Source organism: Marinobacter shunpengi (genome assembly GCF_045449695.1).
GTDB lineage: Bacteria > Pseudomonadota > Gammaproteobacteria > Pseudomonadales > Oleiphilaceae > Marinobacter.
In genome coordinates this window covers 407,497-427,026 of record NZ_JBJJKZ010000005.1, presented here as the reverse complement: position 1 = coordinate 427,026, position 19,530 = coordinate 407,497, and the positions used below count along the sequence as shown (strand labels likewise).

General features: G+C 60.5%; 19 protein-coding genes. 11 read left to right on the top strand and 8 right to left on the bottom strand.

The window, feature by feature from the left end; translation table 11 throughout:
* Nucleotides 1-3: 3 nt before the first annotated feature.
* Nucleotides 4-1,083: an efflux RND transporter periplasmic adaptor subunit gene (locus ACJO2E_RS03910; RefSeq protein WP_406962028.1), complete on the bottom strand. Its 1,080-nt coding sequence runs from the start codon at nucleotides 1,081-1,083 to the stop codon at nucleotides 4-6.
* Between the two features lie 247 nt (nucleotides 1,084-1,330).
* On the opposite strand from ACJO2E_RS03910, the gene ACJO2E_RS03905 reads away from it, so the two are divergent.
* The gene (locus ACJO2E_RS03905) at nucleotides 1,331-2,632 is read left to right on the top strand and encodes a nitrate- and nitrite sensing domain-containing protein (RefSeq protein ID WP_406962026.1); all 1,302 of its coding nucleotides are present in this window, start codon (nucleotides 1,331-1,333) and stop codon (nucleotides 2,630-2,632) included.
* Between the two features lie 27 nt (nucleotides 2,633-2,659).
* Here the strand turns inward: ACJO2E_RS03905 and ACJO2E_RS03900 are convergent, their stop codons facing one another.
* Nucleotides 2,660-3,727: a proline racemase family protein gene (locus ACJO2E_RS03900; RefSeq protein WP_406962025.1), complete on the bottom strand. Its 1,068-nt coding sequence runs from the start codon at nucleotides 3,725-3,727 to the stop codon at nucleotides 2,660-2,662.
* 215 nt (nucleotides 3,728-3,942) lie between these two features.
* A complete protein-coding gene (locus tag ACJO2E_RS03895) occupies nucleotides 3,943-4,998 on the bottom strand; it encodes an AI-2E family transporter (RefSeq protein ID WP_406962373.1) in 1,056 nt (351 codons plus the stop codon).
* Nucleotides 4,999-5,180: 182 nt separating this feature from the next.
* Here ACJO2E_RS03895 and ACJO2E_RS03890 point away from each other — a divergent pair, with 182 nt between their 5' ends.
* The 3 genes from ACJO2E_RS03890 (at nucleotide 5,181) to ACJO2E_RS03880 (ending at nucleotide 7,353) form a co-directional block, all read left to right on the top strand.
* Complete coding sequence (locus ACJO2E_RS03890; protein WP_406962023.1) at nucleotides 5,181-5,624, top strand: SRPBCC family protein; 444 nt, start codon at nucleotides 5,181-5,183, stop codon at nucleotides 5,622-5,624.
* A 97-nt stretch (nucleotides 5,625-5,721) separates the two neighbouring features.
* Nucleotides 5,722-6,522 (top strand): oxygen-binding di-iron domain-containing protein, encoded by an 801-nt coding sequence (locus tag ACJO2E_RS03885; protein WP_406962021.1) that lies wholly within the window; start codon nucleotides 5,722-5,724, stop codon nucleotides 6,520-6,522.
* A gap of 114 nt (nucleotides 6,523-6,636) precedes the next feature.
* Nucleotides 6,637-7,353: a YebC/PmpR family DNA-binding transcriptional regulator gene (locus ACJO2E_RS03880; RefSeq protein WP_406962020.1), complete on the top strand. Its 717-nt coding sequence runs from the start codon at nucleotides 6,637-6,639 to the stop codon at nucleotides 7,351-7,353.
* A gap of 236 nt (nucleotides 7,354-7,589) precedes the next feature.
* Here ACJO2E_RS03880 and ACJO2E_RS03875 read toward each other — a convergent pair whose 3' ends face one another.
* Complete coding sequence (locus ACJO2E_RS03875; protein WP_406962018.1) at nucleotides 7,590-8,615, bottom strand: NADP-dependent oxidoreductase; 1,026 nt, start codon at nucleotides 8,613-8,615, stop codon at nucleotides 7,590-7,592.
* A 270-nt stretch (nucleotides 8,616-8,885) separates the two neighbouring features.
* Between ACJO2E_RS03875 and ACJO2E_RS03870 the strand changes: the two genes are divergently transcribed.
* From ACJO2E_RS03870 to ACJO2E_RS03845, 6 genes are all read left to right on the top strand, one after another.
* Nucleotides 8,886-9,179: a hypothetical protein gene (locus tag ACJO2E_RS03870; RefSeq protein WP_406962016.1), complete on the top strand. Its 294-nt coding sequence runs from the start codon at nucleotides 8,886-8,888 to the stop codon at nucleotides 9,177-9,179.
* Nucleotides 9,180-9,310: 131 nt separating this feature from the next.
* On the top strand, nucleotides 9,311-10,942 hold the full coding sequence (locus ACJO2E_RS03865) for an L-lactate permease (RefSeq protein ID WP_406962014.1): 1,632 nt from the start codon (nucleotides 9,311-9,313) through the stop codon (nucleotides 10,940-10,942).
* A gap of 10 nt (nucleotides 10,943-10,952) precedes the next feature.
* Entirely contained in the window at nucleotides 10,953-11,153 is a 201-nt protein-coding gene (locus ACJO2E_RS03860; protein WP_406962012.1) for a hypothetical protein, read from the top strand.
* A gap of 24 nt (nucleotides 11,154-11,177) precedes the next feature.
* Nucleotides 11,178-12,839, top strand: a complete 1,662-nt coding sequence (gene ggt, locus ACJO2E_RS03855) for a gamma-glutamyltransferase (protein ID WP_406962010.1) — start codon at nucleotides 11,178-11,180, stop codon at nucleotides 12,837-12,839.
* 250 nt (nucleotides 12,840-13,089) lie between these two features.
* On the top strand, nucleotides 13,090-13,689 hold the full coding sequence (locus ACJO2E_RS03850; protein WP_406962008.1) for a TetR/AcrR family transcriptional regulator: 600 nt from the start codon (nucleotides 13,090-13,092) through the stop codon (nucleotides 13,687-13,689).
* Between the two features lie 63 nt (nucleotides 13,690-13,752).
* Nucleotides 13,753-14,658, top strand: a complete 906-nt coding sequence (locus tag ACJO2E_RS03845) for a VOC family protein (RefSeq protein ID WP_406962006.1) — start codon at nucleotides 13,753-13,755, stop codon at nucleotides 14,656-14,658.
* A 73-nt stretch (nucleotides 14,659-14,731) separates the two neighbouring features.
* Here the strand turns inward: ACJO2E_RS03845 and ACJO2E_RS03840 are convergent, their stop codons facing one another.
* Nucleotides 14,732-15,103 (bottom strand): VOC family protein, encoded by a 372-nt coding sequence (locus tag ACJO2E_RS03840; RefSeq protein ID WP_406962004.1) that lies wholly within the window; start codon nucleotides 15,101-15,103, stop codon nucleotides 14,732-14,734.
* An 82-nt stretch (nucleotides 15,104-15,185) separates the two neighbouring features.
* Between ACJO2E_RS03840 and ACJO2E_RS03835 the strand changes: the two genes are divergently transcribed.
* Nucleotides 15,186-16,628: a phospholipase D family protein gene (locus tag ACJO2E_RS03835; RefSeq protein WP_406962002.1), complete on the top strand. Its 1,443-nt coding sequence runs from the start codon at nucleotides 15,186-15,188 to the stop codon at nucleotides 16,626-16,628.
* A gap of 11 nt (nucleotides 16,629-16,639) precedes the next feature.
* Here ACJO2E_RS03835 and ACJO2E_RS03830 read toward each other — a convergent pair whose 3' ends face one another.
* From ACJO2E_RS03830 to ACJO2E_RS03820, 3 genes are all read right to left on the bottom strand, one after another.
* Nucleotides 16,640-17,782 (bottom strand): patatin-like phospholipase family protein, encoded by a 1,143-nt coding sequence (locus ACJO2E_RS03830; RefSeq protein ID WP_406962000.1) that lies wholly within the window; start codon nucleotides 17,780-17,782, stop codon nucleotides 16,640-16,642.
* Between the two features lie 69 nt (nucleotides 17,783-17,851).
* Nucleotides 17,852-18,547, bottom strand: a complete 696-nt coding sequence (locus tag ACJO2E_RS03825) for an SDR family NAD(P)-dependent oxidoreductase (RefSeq protein ID WP_406961998.1) — start codon at nucleotides 18,545-18,547, stop codon at nucleotides 17,852-17,854.
* 98 nt (nucleotides 18,548-18,645) lie between these two features.
* The gene (locus tag ACJO2E_RS03820; RefSeq protein WP_406961997.1) at nucleotides 18,646-19,383 is read right to left on the bottom strand and encodes a murein L,D-transpeptidase catalytic domain family protein; all 738 of its coding nucleotides are present in this window, start codon (nucleotides 19,381-19,383) and stop codon (nucleotides 18,646-18,648) included.
* Nucleotides 19,384-19,530 lie beyond the last annotated feature (147 nt).

Genomic DNA, 19,530 nt, shown 5'->3' with positions numbered 1-19,530 from the left:
GATTCAGTCCCCCGCGACTGCGGACACCGGCTGGACCCTCTGCCCCTCCGACACGAACCCGCCGCCCCGGGTAATCAGCCGCACCGGGAAGTCGACACCGGATACCCACGCCCCTTCGGTACCGACGCTGAGCAGCGTCACGGTGCTGAATGCCACCTGATCACCGTCATCCACATGCAAAACGCCGGGGCGACCATCCGGCCCCAGGCTCAGCAGCGCCGGGGACAGGTACAGGGCTTCCACCGACGGCATTTCAATGCGGACGGAGGCACTGCCACCGGCAATGCGATAGCCCTGGGGATTGGCCACCCGGGCCTCAACCCGGAAACTGCGGGTTTCCGGATCGGCGGCGCTGGCAACAAACGTCAGCTCCCCGTGCAGTTCACGCCCATCCAGCAGACTGACCACAACGCTCTGCCCCGGGGCTACCCGCCCGGCCTGCTGCTGTGGCAGGTAACCGCTCACTTTCAACAGGTCCACCTGTACCACCTCGAACAGGGGTTCGCCGGCCTGGACGAAGGTACCGGTTTCCACATGGCGAGCGTTGATGGTGCCGTCGAACGGCGCCGACGGGGTGAGATAGCTCATGGCCAGGCTGGCCTGACGGAGTTCCGCCCGGGCCGAGGCCAGCTCCGATTCCAGCCGCATCTGCTCGGACTCGGATACCAGCCGGTTGGACCTTAGCCGCTCAGCCGCTGCCAGGTCTGCTTCCAGTTGACGGACCCGGGCCCGGGCACCGGCAACGGCTGCCGGCCGGTCATCCTGTGACAGCCTGAGCAGATTGTCGCCCTGGCTGACGGTATCACCCAGGGACACGGCAAGTTCCTCCACCACCCCGCTGAGGCGGGCGCTGACCTCCAGCCGTCGCCAGGGTTCCACCTGGCCCTGCAGGCGGATATCCGGATGGAAGGTGCTGGCCTGGCGGAGATCCACCTCCACCGAAGGCAGGCCCAGCCCCTGCCCTTCCCGGGGCTCCGGTGCCTGTTCCTGAGCTGAACGGAGTTCGCCGGTGGCGAGCCAGACAACGATGGCCACGGCCAGGACCAGCGAAAGCCCCATGGAACTCCATCTAACTTTCGACATACCCTTATTCGCTCCCTGACAGTGGCAACGGAAGGTCCCTGTTCCGGGGCGTCCGTTATTACGAAATCCCCACAGTTTTACAGAAAGGCCCGCAACCCTCAAACGATCGTTTCTTACCAGCATTTCAGATCATCACGAACGGTCTGGCCTGCATATTGCTGCATACAGGACAAACGTTCCGAAAACCGGAGCCATGAACCGGTCCGGAGGATGCCAACCCTCAAGGGATTGATTCCAGGGAGTCACCATGATGTCAGCAGCCAAGCTATCACCCCACCCCCCTCAACGCCCCCGGGCGGCGGACTATCTGATCGCCTCGAAACGGTGTGAACTCAGGAACCTGGAGCGGTTCCTGCAGATGGGCAAGCTGGTGCTCAGCGTTGGCAACCTGATCCATGAGCTCCAGCGTGAGCGGGGTGCATCCAACGTCTTTCTGGGGTCTCGTGGGGGCCGCTTCTCGGAGGAACTGACCTCCATGGTGGAAGGCAGCCTTCACCAGCAGGACGCCTTCGAGCATGAGCTGATGGAAATCCAGGTCGAACTGACCCAGGACCCATCCAGCACCAGCCTGCTCAACAGCCTGGCAGCCGCCCTGCACGGGCTCGAGTCCCTGCCGGCTATTCGCCAGCAGGTCCGCCGGCAGTCCATTTCGGCGGAACAGGCTATCGACGCCTACATTGAACGTATCCGCCACCTGTTGACCGTGGTTTTCGAGGCGGCGGAGACCGTGGTGGACCCCACCATTGCGGGCATGATGGTGGCCATGGTCAACCTGATGCAGGGCAAGGAAATGGCCGGCCAGGAACGTGCGGCCGGCTCTCTGGGGTTCTCCCGGGGACACTTCGACCATGCACTGTCACAGCGCATAACGCACCTTATTGATGCGCAGGAACGGTCTTTCCCCGTGTTCGAACGCTTCGCGGACGAGGAGGTCCTGGCCCTGTGGAAACGCCACAACCGGGAAGACTTCTGGCAGGACCTGAAACACCTGCGGGGGCTGGCCTGTTCCGTAGGTCGCTACAAGGAGCTGGATACCGACCTGGCCGACCAGTGGTTCGAGCTGATGACCCGACGCATCGACGAACTCAAGCAGATTGAGGATGTGCTGGAAGACCACTTCCATCGGGGCTGCATCGCCCGCTACACCGAGGCCCGCAATGCCCTGACCCATGAGGAGAATCTCATGGAAAGCCTCGATGACAGCGGGCACGCTCCGGACCCGGTACTGGTGGTATGTGCCAGAGAGAACGGCAGCGAAACCAGCCAGTATCGCAGCGATGGTATGGGTCAGAAGCTGGGACGTTCGGTGTTCGACCTGGTCCAGCAGCAGGCGGTCCGCCTGGATCAGCTCAGCGATGAGCTGCGCATCGCCCGGGAGGCCCTGGACGATCGCCGTATCCTGGAGAAGGCGGTCCTGCTGCTGATGAAGCACCACCAGATATCCGACGACGAGGCCCACAAGCAGTTACGCAAGGTGGCCATGGACCAGGGCCGCAAACTGACCGAGGTCGCCCGCTCGGTGCTGGAAATGACTGACCTGTTGCGCTGATGCCGTCCCCGGACATCCCGAGGATCGTCAGGCCGGCCCGGAGTTGAGCACGCCCTCCAGGTCGGAGACATCCACCAGGGGATCGTCCAGATCCAGCAGGACTTCCGAGCGGGCCAGGGTCCAGGCCCGGCCGGTGATGTCGGTATTCACCGCCTTGTAATGGCTGACAGTGGACTCACCCAGCAGCCGCCCCACGAACGAACTGCCCTTGGGAGACACCGTTTCCAGGGTTTCGCCCTCCCGCAGTCCGCCGTTTTCATACATCAGCGCCATCCGCGCGGTGGTCCCCGTGCCGGTAGGGCTGCGGCAGATGACACCGGGGTGCACATAGGTGGCGGAACGGGACCGGTACCCCCCGTCGACGGGCTCCAGTGGCCCCATGAAGTGGGCAAATGGCAGGGGTCCCACATCCCCCAGTTCCGGATGCTGGTCCGTCACCACCGGGCGTGCCGCCTCCACCATGGCCAGACCGAATTCAATCATACGGTTGACCTCCCCGGGCATCAGGTCAAACCCCAGGGACTCGGCATCCACCAGCGCGAAGTAGGCGCCACTCCACACCAGGTCGAAGCGGACCTCGCCCCATCCGGGCACGTCCACCTTCATGTTCTGTTCGCAGACAAAGGCCGGCTCGCTGCGGGTAGTCACCGACTGCACCCGGCCATTGGCGTTATGGGCCGTCACCCAGGCCAGACCGGCGGGGGACTCCAGCACCAGGGTCTGCTCGCCGTCCTCCATGGGTACGACGCCGTTCTCGAGAATCGCCGCCGCGGTACAGATGGTGTTGGAACCGGAATACAACGGGTAGCCCATGGCTTCCATGATGATGTAACCGGCCTGGGCCCTGGGATTGTCAGGCGGTACGATCAGGTCCACCGACATGAAGGGATCGCCATAGGGTTCGTTCAGCAGCCAGCGGCGAAAGCCATCACCGTACTTCTGGATATAGCGCATCTGTTCCAGCACCGAACCACCGGGCAGGTGCCCGACGCCCCGGGTCACAATACGGCTGACATCGCCACCGGACTGCATATCCACCAGCTCGATGGAGCGGGTACGATGATGGGTTGGCCTGCGGAACTCAAACACCGGCATAGACAGCTCCTTTCTTCTCCCACGTACTGTCGGGAACCACAACATGCATGCCAAGCTGTGTCTTGGCCATGAACTCGGTCTGGACCCCATGGCAATCCGGGAACCGGAGCCCGTGGCGCCGGCTGCGGTCGGATCGTCTTCTGTTCAATGTAGTCCAGCGGCTACGGGAAGTCCCGCCGCAGCCATGGACCGGAAACCTGGCGTCCGGGGGTTTCTCACCGGGCAATAACCCGGTATACCGGACCCAGCCGCGGAATCTGCTTGAGCACCACCTGGATAACCGTCATCAGTGGCACCGCCAGCAGCACGCCAACCGGCCCCCAGAGCCAGCCCCAGAAGAATATGGCTACAAAAATGATAACGGGATTGATCGCCATCCTGAAACCATGGATCCAGGGCTCAATGAAGAAACCCACCAGGGATGTGAGTATGAGATATCCGAGGGGCGCGATGGCCATCAGCCACAGTTCCTCCAGACTGGTCGCCGATACCACCGCCAGCAGCGTGATGGTCAGGATCACACCGAGGTAGGGTATGAAACGCGCCAACCCGGCCACAAGTCCCCAGATTGCAGGGTCCGGCAGACCGACCGCCCAGCACATCAGGCCAGTCACGGTACCGATAAGCAGGTTGCTGACCCCGATAACGCCCAGGTACTGGGCTATCTGGCTCTGGGAGTCACTCACAATGGTCAGGGCCCGGCGGCGCTGACCCGCGGGTAACTGGCGGATAAAATTATGGATAAGCCGGTCACCGCTCACCAGCAGGAAATAAGTCAGGGCCAACGCCAGGGCCAGGCCCGCCACACCGTTGCGTGCCTTCTGCAGCAGCTGGCTACGCCAGGATTCAGCCTGCAGGACTACAGTGGTGGGTTGTGTCCGGTTATCACCTTCGGCCAGATCGTCCATGGACTCCTCCACCTTACGGGCGGACTCAGTCACTTTCTCGATCTGGCTGCGAAACCCGCTCTGGCCCACGAGCAGCCGCGAGATGCCCTGGGGCGCTTCCTCTGCCCACTCCAGCGCCGGAGTGACCACTGCCCAGCCCAATCCCAGGATACCGGCCAGCAATGTCAGCACCAACACCAGTGAACTGATAAAGCGGGGAATACCAACCCGCGCACCACGGCTCACCAACGGCGCCAGTAACAGACTGGCGAGGATAGCCAGGATGATTGGCAGCACGATCTGGTGGGCAATATACAGGGTGTAAAGCACGCCCAGCCCGAACAGGCCATAAAGCGGTGTGGACAGCTCCTTGACTTCCTTCATCACCTGCCAGCGTGTGGTGGCGGTATCATCGCCGCTCGATGAGTCGGCGCTGTCATGTTCCGGGGCCATGGGCATATCCTGAGCAGAAGAGTGTTACCGGATGCGACTTTTTCTGGCATCGCGAACCGGGTAGTCTAGTGGCTTATATAATGTTTCAACAATAACAACGACAGCCACTGCCAATGCCAAAATATCGCGTTGAACTCACGGAGCAACTGCCCTATCCCCGCGACAGGGTTTTCCAGTTGCTGGCAGACCACAACCGCCTAGGAAGCCTGGTAGGGTTACCGGTGAAGCGTATTCGTGACAGCGACCAGGCCGACCCCAACGGCACCGGCTCGGTACGCTGGATTGGCGTCGGGCCGGTTGGTTTCGAGGAAACCATCCTGACCTTCGAGCCCGACCACCTGATCGAGTACTCGGTCACCAGCTTCAGCGCCTTCCGCAACCACCTGGGCCGCATCCGGCTGTCGGGGCCACCGGACGGAAGCACCCGCCTGCACTACACCGCCGAATTTGACGAGGTCGTCCCCTATTCCGGTCGTAGCCTGGAACTCGCCGTGGAACGGGTACTCCGTCGTGGTATCCGCCGCCTGCGTCAGGTGCTGTCAGACACCGATCTTTGACTAAAGTCAGCTCGGTTGACCTGGCGCAATACCCTCCTGACTCTCCTGCCCTAAGCTCGCCGCCTGCTCCATCATTACGTGCCAGGAGGATTCAAGAATGGCGGTCGACCCCATAGTCCTGTTTGATAATGGCCATCACAAATGCCTGATGTTCGACTCCCTGGTCACCGGCGAGGGTGTCCAGTCCAACCAGTTCCTTATCGTGGATGGCAAACACGAAGCCCTTATTGATCCAGGTGGCGACCTTACCTATACCCCCCTGTCCATGGCGGCGTCCCGCCATATGAATATCCGGGAGATGGACTATGTCTTCGCCTCCCACCAGGATCCGGATATCATCGGTTCGATTGATCGCTGGATCGTGCACACCAGGGCCAGCATTGTCACCTCCAGACTATGGGCCCGTTTCCTCCCCCACCTGGCCTCCGACTATGTTACCAACCAGCTTGGAAGCAGTGTCTTTGATCGCATCATAGCCATTCCCGATCGTGGAGCACGGGTGACCTTCGGGGATACCTATATCCAGTGCCTGCCGGCGCACTTCATGCATTCCGTCGGCAACCTGCAGTTTTACGATCCGGTGTCAAAAATCCTGTTCTCCGGTGATCTGGGTGCGTCGATGGGCGCGGCGGAAGACCACAGGCCCGTGAGCAATTTTGATCACCATATCCCCTACATGGAGGGGTTCCACCGGCGCTATATCGGTTCACGGAAAGTCTGCGAGCTCTGGGCCCACATGGTTCGCGCCATGGATGTGGATATGATTGTGCCCCAGCACGGCAAACGGTTCGAGGGTCCTGCCATGGTGACACGCTTCCTGGACTGGGTCTCAGCCGTAGACTGCGGCATTGACCTGATGACCCGTGATCACTACCAACCCCCAAGGGAGTTTGTATAGGTGGCCTGAACCCGACAATGGCACACGCTTCGCCCGGGTGTGACAACCGTCAGTGGTTCGTCCGGGTGACTGCGTGTACTATTCGTTTTTCTGAAGAACCACAGGATCCTGAACATGGGCAGAGCCTACCAGAACCGAAAAGACTCCATGGCCAAGACGGCCGCTGCCAAGACTCGCGTCTACAGCAAGTATGGTCGTGAAATCTATGTCGCCGCCAAGTCCGGTGGCACCGACCCGGACAGCAATCTGACACTGCGGGGGCTGATCGACCGCGCCAAGAAGGACCAGGTGCCCACCCACGTTATCGAGAAGGCCCTGGAAAAGGCCAAGGGCGGCGCTGGCGAGGACTTTTCAGCAGCCCGCTACGAAGGCTTCGGCCCCGGTAACTGCATGGTGATCGTGGACTGCCTGACCGACAACCCCAACCGCACCTTCGGCGATGTGCGGGTGTGCTTCACCAAGACCAAGTCCAAGATCGGCACCCCTGGCAGTGTCAGCCACATGTTCGACCACTGCGCCATCCTGGCCTTCAAGGGCGATGATGAGGATGTCGTTCTGGAAACGTTGATGGAAGCGGATGTGGATGTCACAGACATCGAGAACGAGGACGGCCTGATTACCGTGTTCGCCCCCAATACCGAGTACGCCAAGGCCAAGCAGGCACTGAGCGAGGCTTTCGAAGGTCTGGAGTTCGAGGTGGACGAGATCCAGTTCCTGCCCCAGACCACGACGCCGGTCGAAGGGGAAGATGTGGAGATGTTCGAGAAGTTCCTGGATATGCTCAACGACCTGGATGACGTGCAGAACGTCTATCATAACGCTGAGACTTGACAGGTAGGTTTCTGAAAGCTGTCACCAAAGCCTGGTAGAGGTGGTTGGGGATCGTTTTTCAGGACCGTCGAACGCCAGGGAAGGCGTTCGTCGAGCCTTATGACCGCCAAGGACGGCGGAAATGCCGATTCTGCAGGAGCAAAAATCGGCCAGGGATGTACTTGCGGGGCGTGTCCTGAAAAACGATACCGAACCGCCTCGTCCCCCCAAGGTCTGAGAGAACGAGCTTTACCGGTTTAGTCCGCTATATGCACCAACTGCTTGCCAAAGTTCTTCCCTTTCAGCATGCCCTTGAACGCCTCAACGGCATTATCAAGACCCTCGGCAACCGTCTCACGGTACTTCAGATCACCTGAAGCCACCCGGTCCGCCAGGATACCGGTGATCTCCTGGTGCTTGTCCTGCCACTCGGTGACCAGGAAGAAACGGTGCTCCGGCACCGGATCCAGCGCCTTGAGGACGTGGAACGGGGTTTCCACCTTGCTGGGATCCTCGGCATTGTAGGCCGATACGTAACCACAGATGGGCACCCGGGCGCCCTTGTTCAGCAGCGGCGCGACCGCGCGGGTCACCGCACCACCCACGTTCTCGAAGTAGATATCGATACCGTCCGGGCAGGCGGCCTTCAGGTCTTCCTCGAGATTGCCCGCCTTGTAGTCCACGCAGGCATCGAAGCCCAGTTCTTCCACCACGTAGCGACACTTCTCGGGACCGCCGGCAACGCCGACGGCGCGGCAGCCTTCCTTCTTGGCGGTCTGGCCCACCACGGTGCCCACCGGACCGGATGCCGCTGATACAACCACGGTTTCACCAGACTTGGGCTCACCCACAAACATCAGGCCACAGTAGCCGGTACGCCCTGGCATACCAGCCACACCCAGGTAGGCCTGCAGCGGAACACCAGGCTTCTCCTGGATCTTGTAGACCATATCGGCGGTGTCCGGGAACACCGAATATTCCTGCCAGCCGGCGTAGCAGGTCACCAGGTCACCCACCTGGTACTTGTCGGACCGGGATTCCTCAATCCGGGCAACCACCTCGCCGACAATCACTTCACCAATGCCGATGGGGTCCATATAGCCCTTGCTGTCGTTCATGCGCGGGCGCATGTACGGATCCAGGGACAGCCACAGGGTCCTGGCCAGAACCTCCCCCTCCTTCAGGTCCCGGACCGGCTTTTCGATGATCTCCAGGTCGCCATCCTGAATTTCGCCCTGGGGGCGTTGCTTCAGTACAACGGCGCGATTGTTGTAATCAGTCACGGTTGATTCTCCCGTTTTTTGGTTGCGTTATGAAACCGGATTAGGATGCAGCCAAACTCCCTCCGGGTCAAATGTCCGTGCGGGGCAACGGAACAATTCCGTCAGGCTCCTTGCGCTCCGATAGCACCGAGGCCAGGATGGTGAATGAACGCCCATTCAAATTCCCGCCGGGTAACAGCTTTGGCTGGATCACCCGTGAGCTGAAGCCCGATACCTCATACTGCCACCTCCTCGAAACGACCGACAGTAATACCATGGGGGGATGTCAGCATGTGCATTTTCCAGCCTCACCAGACTTTCCGCACTACGGCAAGGATCGCCACGAGGCCGAGCGCGGGCATTGTCAGCAGTGGTGGCGAAGGCTTCTTATGGGCAGGTAACCCGCGCCTTGCGGAGCAGATGGGGGCATCCATCGACCATCCGGCACTGCTGGCGCTGGTAGCGGATTCGCAGACAGTCATCTATGCTGATCGTGACTCCCATGTGCTGGGCGCGGTCGGCTGGGGCGCAGCGGAAATGGGAAGCGCCTTTCGGGTTGCGGCGTACGGGTGGCGCGCCGACTGACTGCTCGTTCCATGAGAAGAACGGGCTTCACAAAGCCAAGAGCGACAAGGCCTGATCACGGAAAGGCAACTGCGCAAAATACTGCCTATTCTAAAGATCTTATGGAAACTTAGGGATGAGGAGGCACAGACATGGATTTACCAGTCGATATACTACATTGGTCCTTATCCATATTACCGGTCGTCGTACTTGCTTTCTTGCTGATTCAGCTTCGCTGGACTGCGCAACAGGCTGGTGCTTTCGGAATCTTCGTGGCCGCAGCGATCGCGCTTTTTGCCTTCAGGACACCACTTGATACCTTGGCCGTCGCCGGCGCCAAAGGTGTATGGGACGCAATATTCATTCTGCTGGTTATCTGGCCCGCACTGCTTCTCTACCAGATCATGGACAAATCAGGCGGATATGAAGCGATGCGTCAAGGCATCACCCGCTTAAGCAAGAATGAATTATTTATCGTCGTCGCGCTTGGATGGGTCTTTACATCCTTCCTGCAAGGTATCGACGGCTTCGGTACGCCGATCGCGATCGTTGCTCCCTTGCTGGTCGCCTTCGGCCTCAAGCCCGTCTATGCTGTGGCGATTCCCATCATCGCGCACATTTGGGCAAAGTTTTACGGAACACTGGGAGCGGGTTGGCTGGCAACGCTTCAGGTAGTGGATATCGATCAGGCGACGACGATGGCCACAGCCTATCAAAGCGCAATTCTGATCACGATCCAGGCCTTTCTGGGTGGTTTCATGGTGGTGTGGATGTACGGGCGCTGGCCGGCAATTCGCCACGGCTGGCCGCTCGTTCTGATAATCGCCGCCATACAAGGGCTGGGCCAGATCGCTGCCGTGGCGATCGATCCGACATTGGCTGCGTTCCTGCCAGCAACTGCGGCGTTGTTCGCGCTGTTCCCGCTTGCGCGGTGGAAACGATACGCACTTCCAGCGACCTCCATTGTCGATCGCCCTGCGATGCTGACAAGCCCCGTGGAGACAATCGAAGAGAAATCGCCTCCGATGGGTACGGCAATGGCTTTTCTGCCCTATATTCTGCTGAGCATCATTGCGGTGAGCACATCGATAATTGAGCCGTTGCGATATGCTCTATCGGCCTTCACGTTCGGCTTTCCGTTCCCCGCCGTATCGACCGGTTTTGGGTTGACCATCCCTGGCACCGAAACCTACTCGGCGCTCCGGCCCTTCTCACATCCGGGTGCTGGCTTACTGGTGACTGCGTTTCTGACCTGGATAGTCTTTCAGTCTCGCAACTACTTCTCGAAATGGGCGCAGATTGCTCAAAAGGGTGCCAAAAGCCTGTTGGCAGGTCTTATCGATACAGCCGTTCCCGCTTCGGTGCCAATCATCGCCTTCCTCATTCTGGCCTCGATCATGAACCATTCCGGGCAGAACGAGGTGCTGGCACTTGGCATCTCGGCGGTGGCACCCGCCTATGCCTTCGCGTTTCTCTCCAACGGCATCGGTGTCGTCGGCGCGTTCACGACATCAAGCAGCACATCCTCCAACGTGCTGTTCTCTGATCTTCAGATCATGATTGCCCGCCTGAAGGATTTGCCTGAAGCAACAATACTCGCCGCACAGAGCGCTGGCGGTACCATCGGCAATGCCATCGCGCCGGCAAATGTTGTCATGGGCGCTAGTACCGCCGGCATCAACGGTAAGGAAGGCGAGATCATGCGTAAGACGTTGCCCTGGACGATCGTCGCATTCCTTCTGACAGGCGTCGCAACGGTCATCCTTGTGATGATTACTGCATAAGGGGAACCCCATGAAAAGATTGTTCAAGAACCGGATCGTTTATCTGAGCCTTTCGTTCCTGCTTCTGCTCGCCTCTTTTCCTCTTATCAGCATTGGCACGACCGAAGGCCCCGCATTCCTATGGTGGCTCGGCCTTGTGGTCCTTTTGGTCGGGGCGATGATCCCGCCGGCGCAACGTCTGTTCTTCCCCCCGAAAGAAAAATCTGAATAACCCTTACGCATCAAGGAGCGCGTCATGAGCCATGCCAATGGTCCCCGTACCGGTCGTCCGCCCACTTTTGCATCGCGTGGTATGGTGTCCACGCCCCATTATCTTGCGTCAGCCTCGGGCCTGGATGCACTGAGACGCGGCGGCAGCGCGGTGGACGCTGCAATTGCCGCCAATGCCACCCTTTGCGTGGCCTATCCGCATATGGCTGGGCTGGGCGGCGATGGCTTCTGGCTGATTGCAGGTGCCGGGGCGGGCGGTGTTCATGCGCTTGACGCGAGCGGCCCGTCGGCGAAAGCGGCGACACGCGAATATTATCGCGCGCGCGGTATTACGGACCATATTCCGATGCGCGGCCCGTTGGCAGCCCTGACCGTACCGGGCGCTGTCGATGGATGGAGGCTCGCGCATGAGCGCTTTGGCAAGCTGCCCTGGGAGAGCCTGTTCGCCGACGCCATCAATTATGCCCGCAATGGCGTCGCTGTTTCCCGCTCGCTTGCGGACTGGCTGGCACAGGATGCTGAAATCCTGGCTCAGGACCCTCGCATGACAGCAACCTATTTGCCGCAAGGCGCCCCCCAACGCGAAGGCTCGCTGCTGGTTCAGGCCCAACTGGCAGCAACATTCTCCGCTCTGGCAGCATCTGGAGCGCGAGAGGGCTTCTATGAAAGTCCCGTCGCGGAGCGCATCTGCGAAGCGATCTCGGCGGGCGGTTCACCGCTAACGCCGGAGGATTTTGCAAACTATCAAGCCCGTTGGGTCGAGCCGATCTCCACCACCTATCGCGGTTATGACGCTTTCCAGATGCCGCCCAGCACGCAAGGGTTCGCGGCACTGCAACTCCTCAACCTGCTCGAAGGGTTCGACGTCAAGAGCTGGGGAGAGGGGACGGCCGACTACTACCATCACATCGTCGAGGCGGTGAAGGTCGCCTTTGCCGATCGCGACGAATGGCTGACGGATCCCGCCTTTGTCGACATTCCGCTCGATCAGCTGCTTTCAAAAGACTATGCCCACGAACGGAGGGCATTGATTTCCGGCGAATGTGCATTGGTGCAGCAGGAACTGGAGCCTGGACTGCGCTACGGCAAAAGCTTCGACAAGCGCAGTCCGGACGGCGACACCATCTATTTGTGCGCGGCGGATTCGGACGGCCTTGTCGTTTCGATGATCCAGTCGATCTATCATGATTTCGGCGCGGCCGTGATGGGCGGCGATACCGGAGTTATCCTGCAAAATCGCGGTTCGTTCTTTTCGCTGGACGAGAACCATCCCAACCGTCTGGAGCCCGAAAAGCGCACTTTCCACACGATCATTCCGGCAATGCTGATGGAAGGCGGCAAGCCGGTCCTCGCCTATGGTTCGATGGGCGGTGAAGGCCAGCCCCAGACCCAGGCCGCCATGCTGACGCGACTGGTCGATTTCGGTTTTGACGTTCAACAGGCGATCGAAGCGCCCCGCTGGCTTATGGGCAGGACATGGGGCACCGCATCCAGCGATCTGGTGCTCGAATCACGTATTTCCGATGAAACCGTACGCGAACTGCGGCTGCGCGGTCAGCCGGTCAAAATGGTGGAGCAGTGGAGCGGCTCTCTGGGTCATGCGCAGGCTATCCGCATCGACCCAGCGACAGGCATGTTCGAAGGAGGTGCCGATCCGCGAGGCGATGGGGCGGCGGTGGGATACTGAACTGCTCCATAGCAACATCGCTTGTAAATAGCCATCTGCTATGCACCACGCGGAGTCCGTCGTCAGAGTTTTCCGGAATGCGCGGGCCGCTCAGCATCGCGATACCCGCGAAACTCAAGGGTCACACAGGCAAACGAGGCAGAGGTAGCGGCGAACTGATAATCTGATGCATCGGGCAGGGAGGAAACCGGCTGGATTCTTCCCGGTTCACCCTGCCCAGGGTTCAGGGAAGCCACTGCAGAGGAAAGTCATGTCTTCAACCGCCCAGCAAACACAACAGACCGACCCGCAACCCAAGCGCACGGCCATACTGGAGGCTGCCCTCGACCGCTTCGCGGAACTGGGTGTCAACGGGGTGGCGGTACCGGACATCGCCAGTCGGGCACAGGTTGGCACGGGGACCATATACCGCTACTTCCAGAACAAGGAAGCACTGGTCAATGCGCTGTTCCAGGAGGAGAAGCTGCGTTTCGGCGAGTACCTGGCACAGACCCGGAACCATCAAGGCTCGCCACGGGAACTGTTCGACCAACACTGGCAGCAGATGGTCGGGTTTGCCCGGGAGCATCCCAAGTCCTTCCGGTTCCTGGAATTGCAGGACCACCTGCCCTATCTGGACGACAGATCGCGGGAGCTGGAACGTCAGGTGCTCCGGCGACTGGTGACACCATCAAGGAACCTGCAGCAACAGGGGGTATTCCGGACGGACATTCGCGCCGAGATTATCATGGCGACGGTCTGGGGCGCTTTCGTCAACCTGATAAAAGCCGAACGTGCAAGCTATATCGAACTGTCGGACAAGGACATCAACGATGCCCGCGACGCCTGCTGGCGGATGTGCGCCAGCTAACGATTCACCACCCCAGGGTTAAGCCTGGACCAGGACATCACACAAAAAGAACAGGAAGTTAATATGGCATACTGGAAAAACCGTCAGGGACACACCCGTTCACGATTCCTGACCACCCTGATGGCGCTGCTCCTGACCGGCCTGCTCAGCGCCTGTGAGTGGGAACTCTTCGATAAGAATGCCGACGGAGAGGATGACGACGACGAGCCGACCCCCGTGGCCAGCCAGGTGACCGGTCTGGAATTGGGCGTCAGTGACCTGGACATGTCACTGCCGGTCTACCGGAACGGCCTGGACATGAGGATCGTTGACGAAACCACCACCGACAACAGCCGGCGGATTACCCTGGAGTCGCCGGGAAGCCCCCTACAGGAGGCCACCCTCACCCTGATCGAATTTACCGATGGGCTGGGGCGAAACCTGCAGGATAATCCCGGCAAGATTGTCTTCGTCACGCCCGACGCCGAGGCCCTGGCCAATCAGTTCGAGAGGTCTGGTGGCGTGGTGACCCTGCCGCCCGAGGAACAATCAGGCTTTGGTGTCGTAGGCTTCGGACGCGACCCTGACAATAACCTGATCGAGATTGCCGAGTCGTCCGACGCTCCCCTCATCATGCTGGGTGCGGTGGGTATCGGCGTCAGCAACCTTGATGAGGCCAGGGACTTCTACCGTGACCAGGTGGGGCTGACCGAGCAACAATTCCTCGAAACCAGTCTCTACGACGAGTACATCATGGGTACCCCGGAAGGCCGCAGTTCGCTCTCCCTGGTGCTGATGCACTGGACAGATGATGTGGAGCGCCGCTATCAGGGCAATGTCACCCGGGTACGCCTGATTTCAGAAGATCCGGAGGAAGTCACGGAACGGACCCTCTCGGAAGAGGATGACCAGACCCAGGACCTGGACGGCAACCAGCTCATCATCGACGATGAGCCGGCGGACCTGACCGTTCCCGATTCCGGGGACTGATCGTCAGCAGCCTGCTCCGGATCACTGCCAGCGCCGTAACCGCCGGGTTGCGGCGCCCCCTGGCTACGCCAACTCAGCCAAAGTGGAAGAAGGCCACCTTGTTGCCATCGTGATCCCGGATATAGGCGCCGTAGAAACGGTCGGGGATACGCTGGCCCGGCTCACCATCGCAGGTGGCACCCAGTTCGATCGCCTTTTGGTACAGCTTGTCCACCATCTCCTTGGAACCCGGATTGATGGCCACCATGTTGCCGTTGCCCGGATGGTTGGGCTCCTTGTCATAGGGCGTGCAGACGGCCAGCATGGGTTTGCCCATACTCTTGCCCAGGAACGCGATACGCTCCATATCCATCAGCACACTGGCGCCCAGGTCCGCCAGCAGGTCGCTGTAGAAGGCCTTGGCCCGCCCCATGTCACTGACACCGATAGTAACGTAACCTATCATATGGAAAACCCTTTTTATTTGGTTTGTTTATACTGCTCTCATAAATAATCGGATATTACCCGAAACAGGAGACCCCGCAGGGATGCACCTGATCTCGTTCAAGCTTGTGGCTGCCGTTATATTCACATTGTTGCTGGCAACAGGTCTTTATAACACGTTCAAACCCATGCCGGCAGGCCTGTCCAGGAGCGCGCCAAGCCGTCCACTCTACGACGCCCGGCTGATTCCGGACGTGAGCTGGCGCACCTCCGCCGGCGGGCATTTCCAGAGCCAGGGCATCTTCCGGGAAGTCTTCGACCTGATTGCCCAGGCCCAGCGCATGATTGTCATCGACATGTTCCTGTTTAATGACAGCGCCCCGGATGGCAGCTTCGAGCCCCTGGCCGACAAACTCACCCAGGCACTGGTGGAACGCAAGCAGGCGGTGCCGGAGCTGGATGTGGTGGTGATCACTGATCCGCTGAACACGGTCTACGGTGGTATGCGCCAGCTCCACTTTGAACGGCTCCGACAGGCAGGAATCACCCTGGTGGAAACCAACCTGCGCCCGTTGCGGGATTCCAATCCCACCTGGTCCGCCCTGTGGCGGGCATGCTGCCAGTGGTTCGGCAACAACCCGGACGGTGGCTGGCTGCCCAATGCGTTCGAGAATGGCAAGGTGACCCTCCGCAGCTATCTCACCCTGCTCAACTTCAAGGCCAACCACCGCAAGACCCTGGTGGTGGATGAGGGCGACCAGCTCCGTGGCCTGGTCACCTCCGCCAACCCCCACGCCGGCAGCAGCCGCCACTGGAACACGGCCATCACCTTCACAGGCCCCGCCGCCCTTGACCTGCTGGCCACGGAGGAGGCGGTCATGGCCCTGTCCGGGGTAACGGTCCCCGACTGGTCTCTGCCCGGGAAGATCTATCCTCCGGAGGCGGACGGGGCCGACCTGCACGGCCAGGTACTGACCGAAGCCGCCATCCGGGAAGCTGCCATCGACCTGATTGACCGCGCTGGCCAGGGTGACCGGCTCGACCTGGCCATGTTCTACCTGTCCCATCGGGGCACCGTTGAAGCGCTGAAGGCCGCCCATGGCCGCGGAGCCACCCTGAGAATCCTGCTGGACCGGAACGAAGACGCCTTTGGCCATGCCAAGAATGGCATACCCAACCGCCAGGTGGCGTTCGAGCTGCACCAGGCGGACATCGAGGTACGTTGGTGCAATACCGACGGCGAACAGTGCCACAACAAGCTGCTGATGTTGCGGGACAACCAGGGGCTGGCGCGGCTGCTGCTGGGGTCAGCCAACCTGACCCGCCGCAATATCGACAACTACAACCTGGAGACCTCAATGCTGGTCACCGGCACCGCCGATGCCCCAGTCATGGTCACGGCGACCGAGCTGTTCGACCGCCTGTGGATGAACGGGCCGGGGTCGACACCGGTATTCAGCCTGCCCTACTCCGCCAATGCCGACGAATCACGGCTCCGGTACTGGCAGTATCGATTCATGGAGGCCACCGGCTTTTCCACCTTCTGACGGGGCTGATTTCAGCCCTCCTCCTGTCCAGATGCTGGCTGCTCGTGGAAGAAACGGTTGATCTGGTTGGCGTGCTGTTGCGCGTCGTGGTAACCCAGACTGATCAGTTCCTGACAGAAGCGGGGGTCGAACAGCAGGTAGCTGGCCAGGCTGGCGGCGGTGCCGTGGTGCCGGTCCGAGGCACCCACCAGGTTACGCAGCACCAGCGGCATGCCATCCAGGTACTTCTCCGCGATGGCGTTGATCTGCTGGCTGGGTGAAATCTCCAGCAGGTTGACGGGCCGGAGATCCAGCTCCTTCTGCTTCTCCTCCGGAATCAATTCCAGCAGTCGGTTGATCAGCCTGAGACGGTCGATATCGTAGTCCAGCGTGTCCAGGAACATGCCGTTGAACACCTGGGCAATCACCTGCGAGAACGTGGGGGTGCCCGGTGGTTCCGGTCGTTCGGTGGGGCACATGCTGTTGGCGCTGACGCCGATCACCAGCACCCGGTCGGCCCCCAGCCGCAGCGCCGGGCTGACATGGGCCATCTGCCGGGTCACCCCGTCGCCGAAATACTCCCGGTTGATCTGCACCGGCGGAAATACCGTGGGAATGGCCGTGGATGCCATCACATGGTCCAGCCCCAGGTGCGTGCGTGCGCCGGCACGCTGGCCCACCGTCCAGCTTTTCAGGCTGTCCTTGCCCTGGAAGAAACACACGTTCTGGCCGGTGGAATAACCGCAGGCGTTGACACCCAGGGCCGATAGACGGCCGTCATCGATGGCCGCCGATATGGCCCCGAAGTCCAGCTCCTCCTCAAGCATGGCCCGCAGGGGACTGTTATTGAGCAGGGCCACGGGAGAACCGTCCGGTTGGCCCATGAACAGCCTCCGGGCAACACCGGTCATATTGCGGAAGATTTCCAGCGTCTGGCTCTTGTAGATCCGGTTAACGGTAATTTCCGACCAGAGCCCCTCCAGGTGACTGATATTGTGTCGGAATATGGAACTGCCACCAGCTATGGACGCGGCATTGATGGCCCCCGCCGAGGTACCGACGATCACCCCGAACGGGTTCTCCCAGTCCGGATACATATCCGAGATACCCCTGAGCACCCCCACCTGGTAGGCGGCACGGGCGCCACCACCCGTCAGCACGATACCGGTTTCCATGAACGCCTCCCAGTCCTGCTGAATCAACAATCCGTACCCGCCAGCCTGGGCCAGCGGACCGACATCGTGTTATCGGTTTACCCAGCCACCACAGACCGGGAACACCTGGCCCACGAAGCAGCTCGAGGCATCGCTGCACAGGTAGGCAGCAAACTGGGCGTCCTCCCTGGCGCCAACGAGGCGCCCGAGGGGCACCTCACGCTTCAGCCGATCCTGGAACTTCGGGTTCTCCTGGATCTCGGGGGGGAAATAGGTGGGATTGTCCACGAAATTCTGGGCAATCAGGTTAACCTGGATGTTCTCCGGTGCCAGCTCGACACCAACCGCCTGTACCCAGGCCATCTGCGCGCCACGGGCGGCACTGTAGGTGGACGCCCGCTTCATGCCCCGCAGGGCCGATGCACTGCCCATGACCAGCACCCGGCCATGGCCCTGGTCACGCATCCCGGGAAGTAACGCCTGGATAAAGCGCGGCAACGGATCCACCAGCGCGGCGAAGGTATCACACCACTCATCCTCGGACACATCCCCTACCCGGGTGGAGGGCGCCGGTACGGCCAGGTTGGCCACCAGGGTATCGATCGGGCCAGCTTCGCTGACAATCCGTTGCGGGGTCTCGGGGTCGGTAATATCATCATGGCTGGCAATAACGGTGGCGCCCTGCTCCCGCAGCACGTCGCACAGCACGGGGCCCATAAAGGCGTCGGCCTGGGTGACCAGGATACGTTTGCCCGCCAGGGGGCCTTGAGGGGAATTGTCTGACATGAAAGGGTTCTCCTGCCATTCCTGTATTGTCATTGGAGCAATCAGAATAGCCGAGAACCGACCGGGGCGTAAAAGACCCGGCCATTCCCAAGTGACTCTCAGGACCCGTGTTTGTCGCCCGGGGTGCCGGACGACGCGCCCGCCACCGTGGCATCACCACAGTTCAGCAGGCCGGAACGGCTGAGCCATTCCTCGTCGGGATAGTACTTGAAGACCAGTTGCCCGCCCTTCAGGGAATCCACTACCTGATGGCTGATTTCCTCCCGTACTGCCGGGCAGCCCAGGCTGCGTCCGATACGGCCATAGGTGTCGATCCAGGACGGGTCCACATAGTCGGCGCCATGGATCACGATAGCCCGCTCGCGCGCGTGGTCATTGAACCCCGGCTCAAGCCCATCCAGGCGCAGTGAATAGCCATGCTTGCCCCGATAGCTCTCCGCCGCCCGGAACAGACCGATGCTTGACTGGTAACTGCCTTCCACGTTGGAGAAGCGCGTGGATTCCAGGTCACCGGAGTTACGGCCATGGGCGACCAGGTCGCGGATGATCAGGCTGCGCTGCCGCAGGTCGAATATCCATAACCGTTTCTGACTGGAAGGCAATGAGAAATCAATCACCGCCAGCCTGTCCGGATAGCTTTCGCCATGGCGAACGGCACACTGGGTGGCCATAAGGGCGTAGCGAAGCACCTCGGGATTAAGGTTGGGAGCGGAATCGGCCAGCCCGGAAAACAGGCTGTCCTCGGTGACCGCTGCTAGACTGGTGATTGAAGGCAGGCTGAACGAAAGCGCACAAACCGATACCAACAGAGCGCGTTTCAGGCCTCTGACTACCATTTACCATTCCTCATGCCATGGTCGGGGGATTCTGATGTTGCCGTGCCGGCGATTCAATGGTCACTATTGTGCAATAAATTCCCGGGAATAATGTGGGAAATGGGTCGAATTGTACAAAATCCATACAAACTGCAACACTTTCTGCGC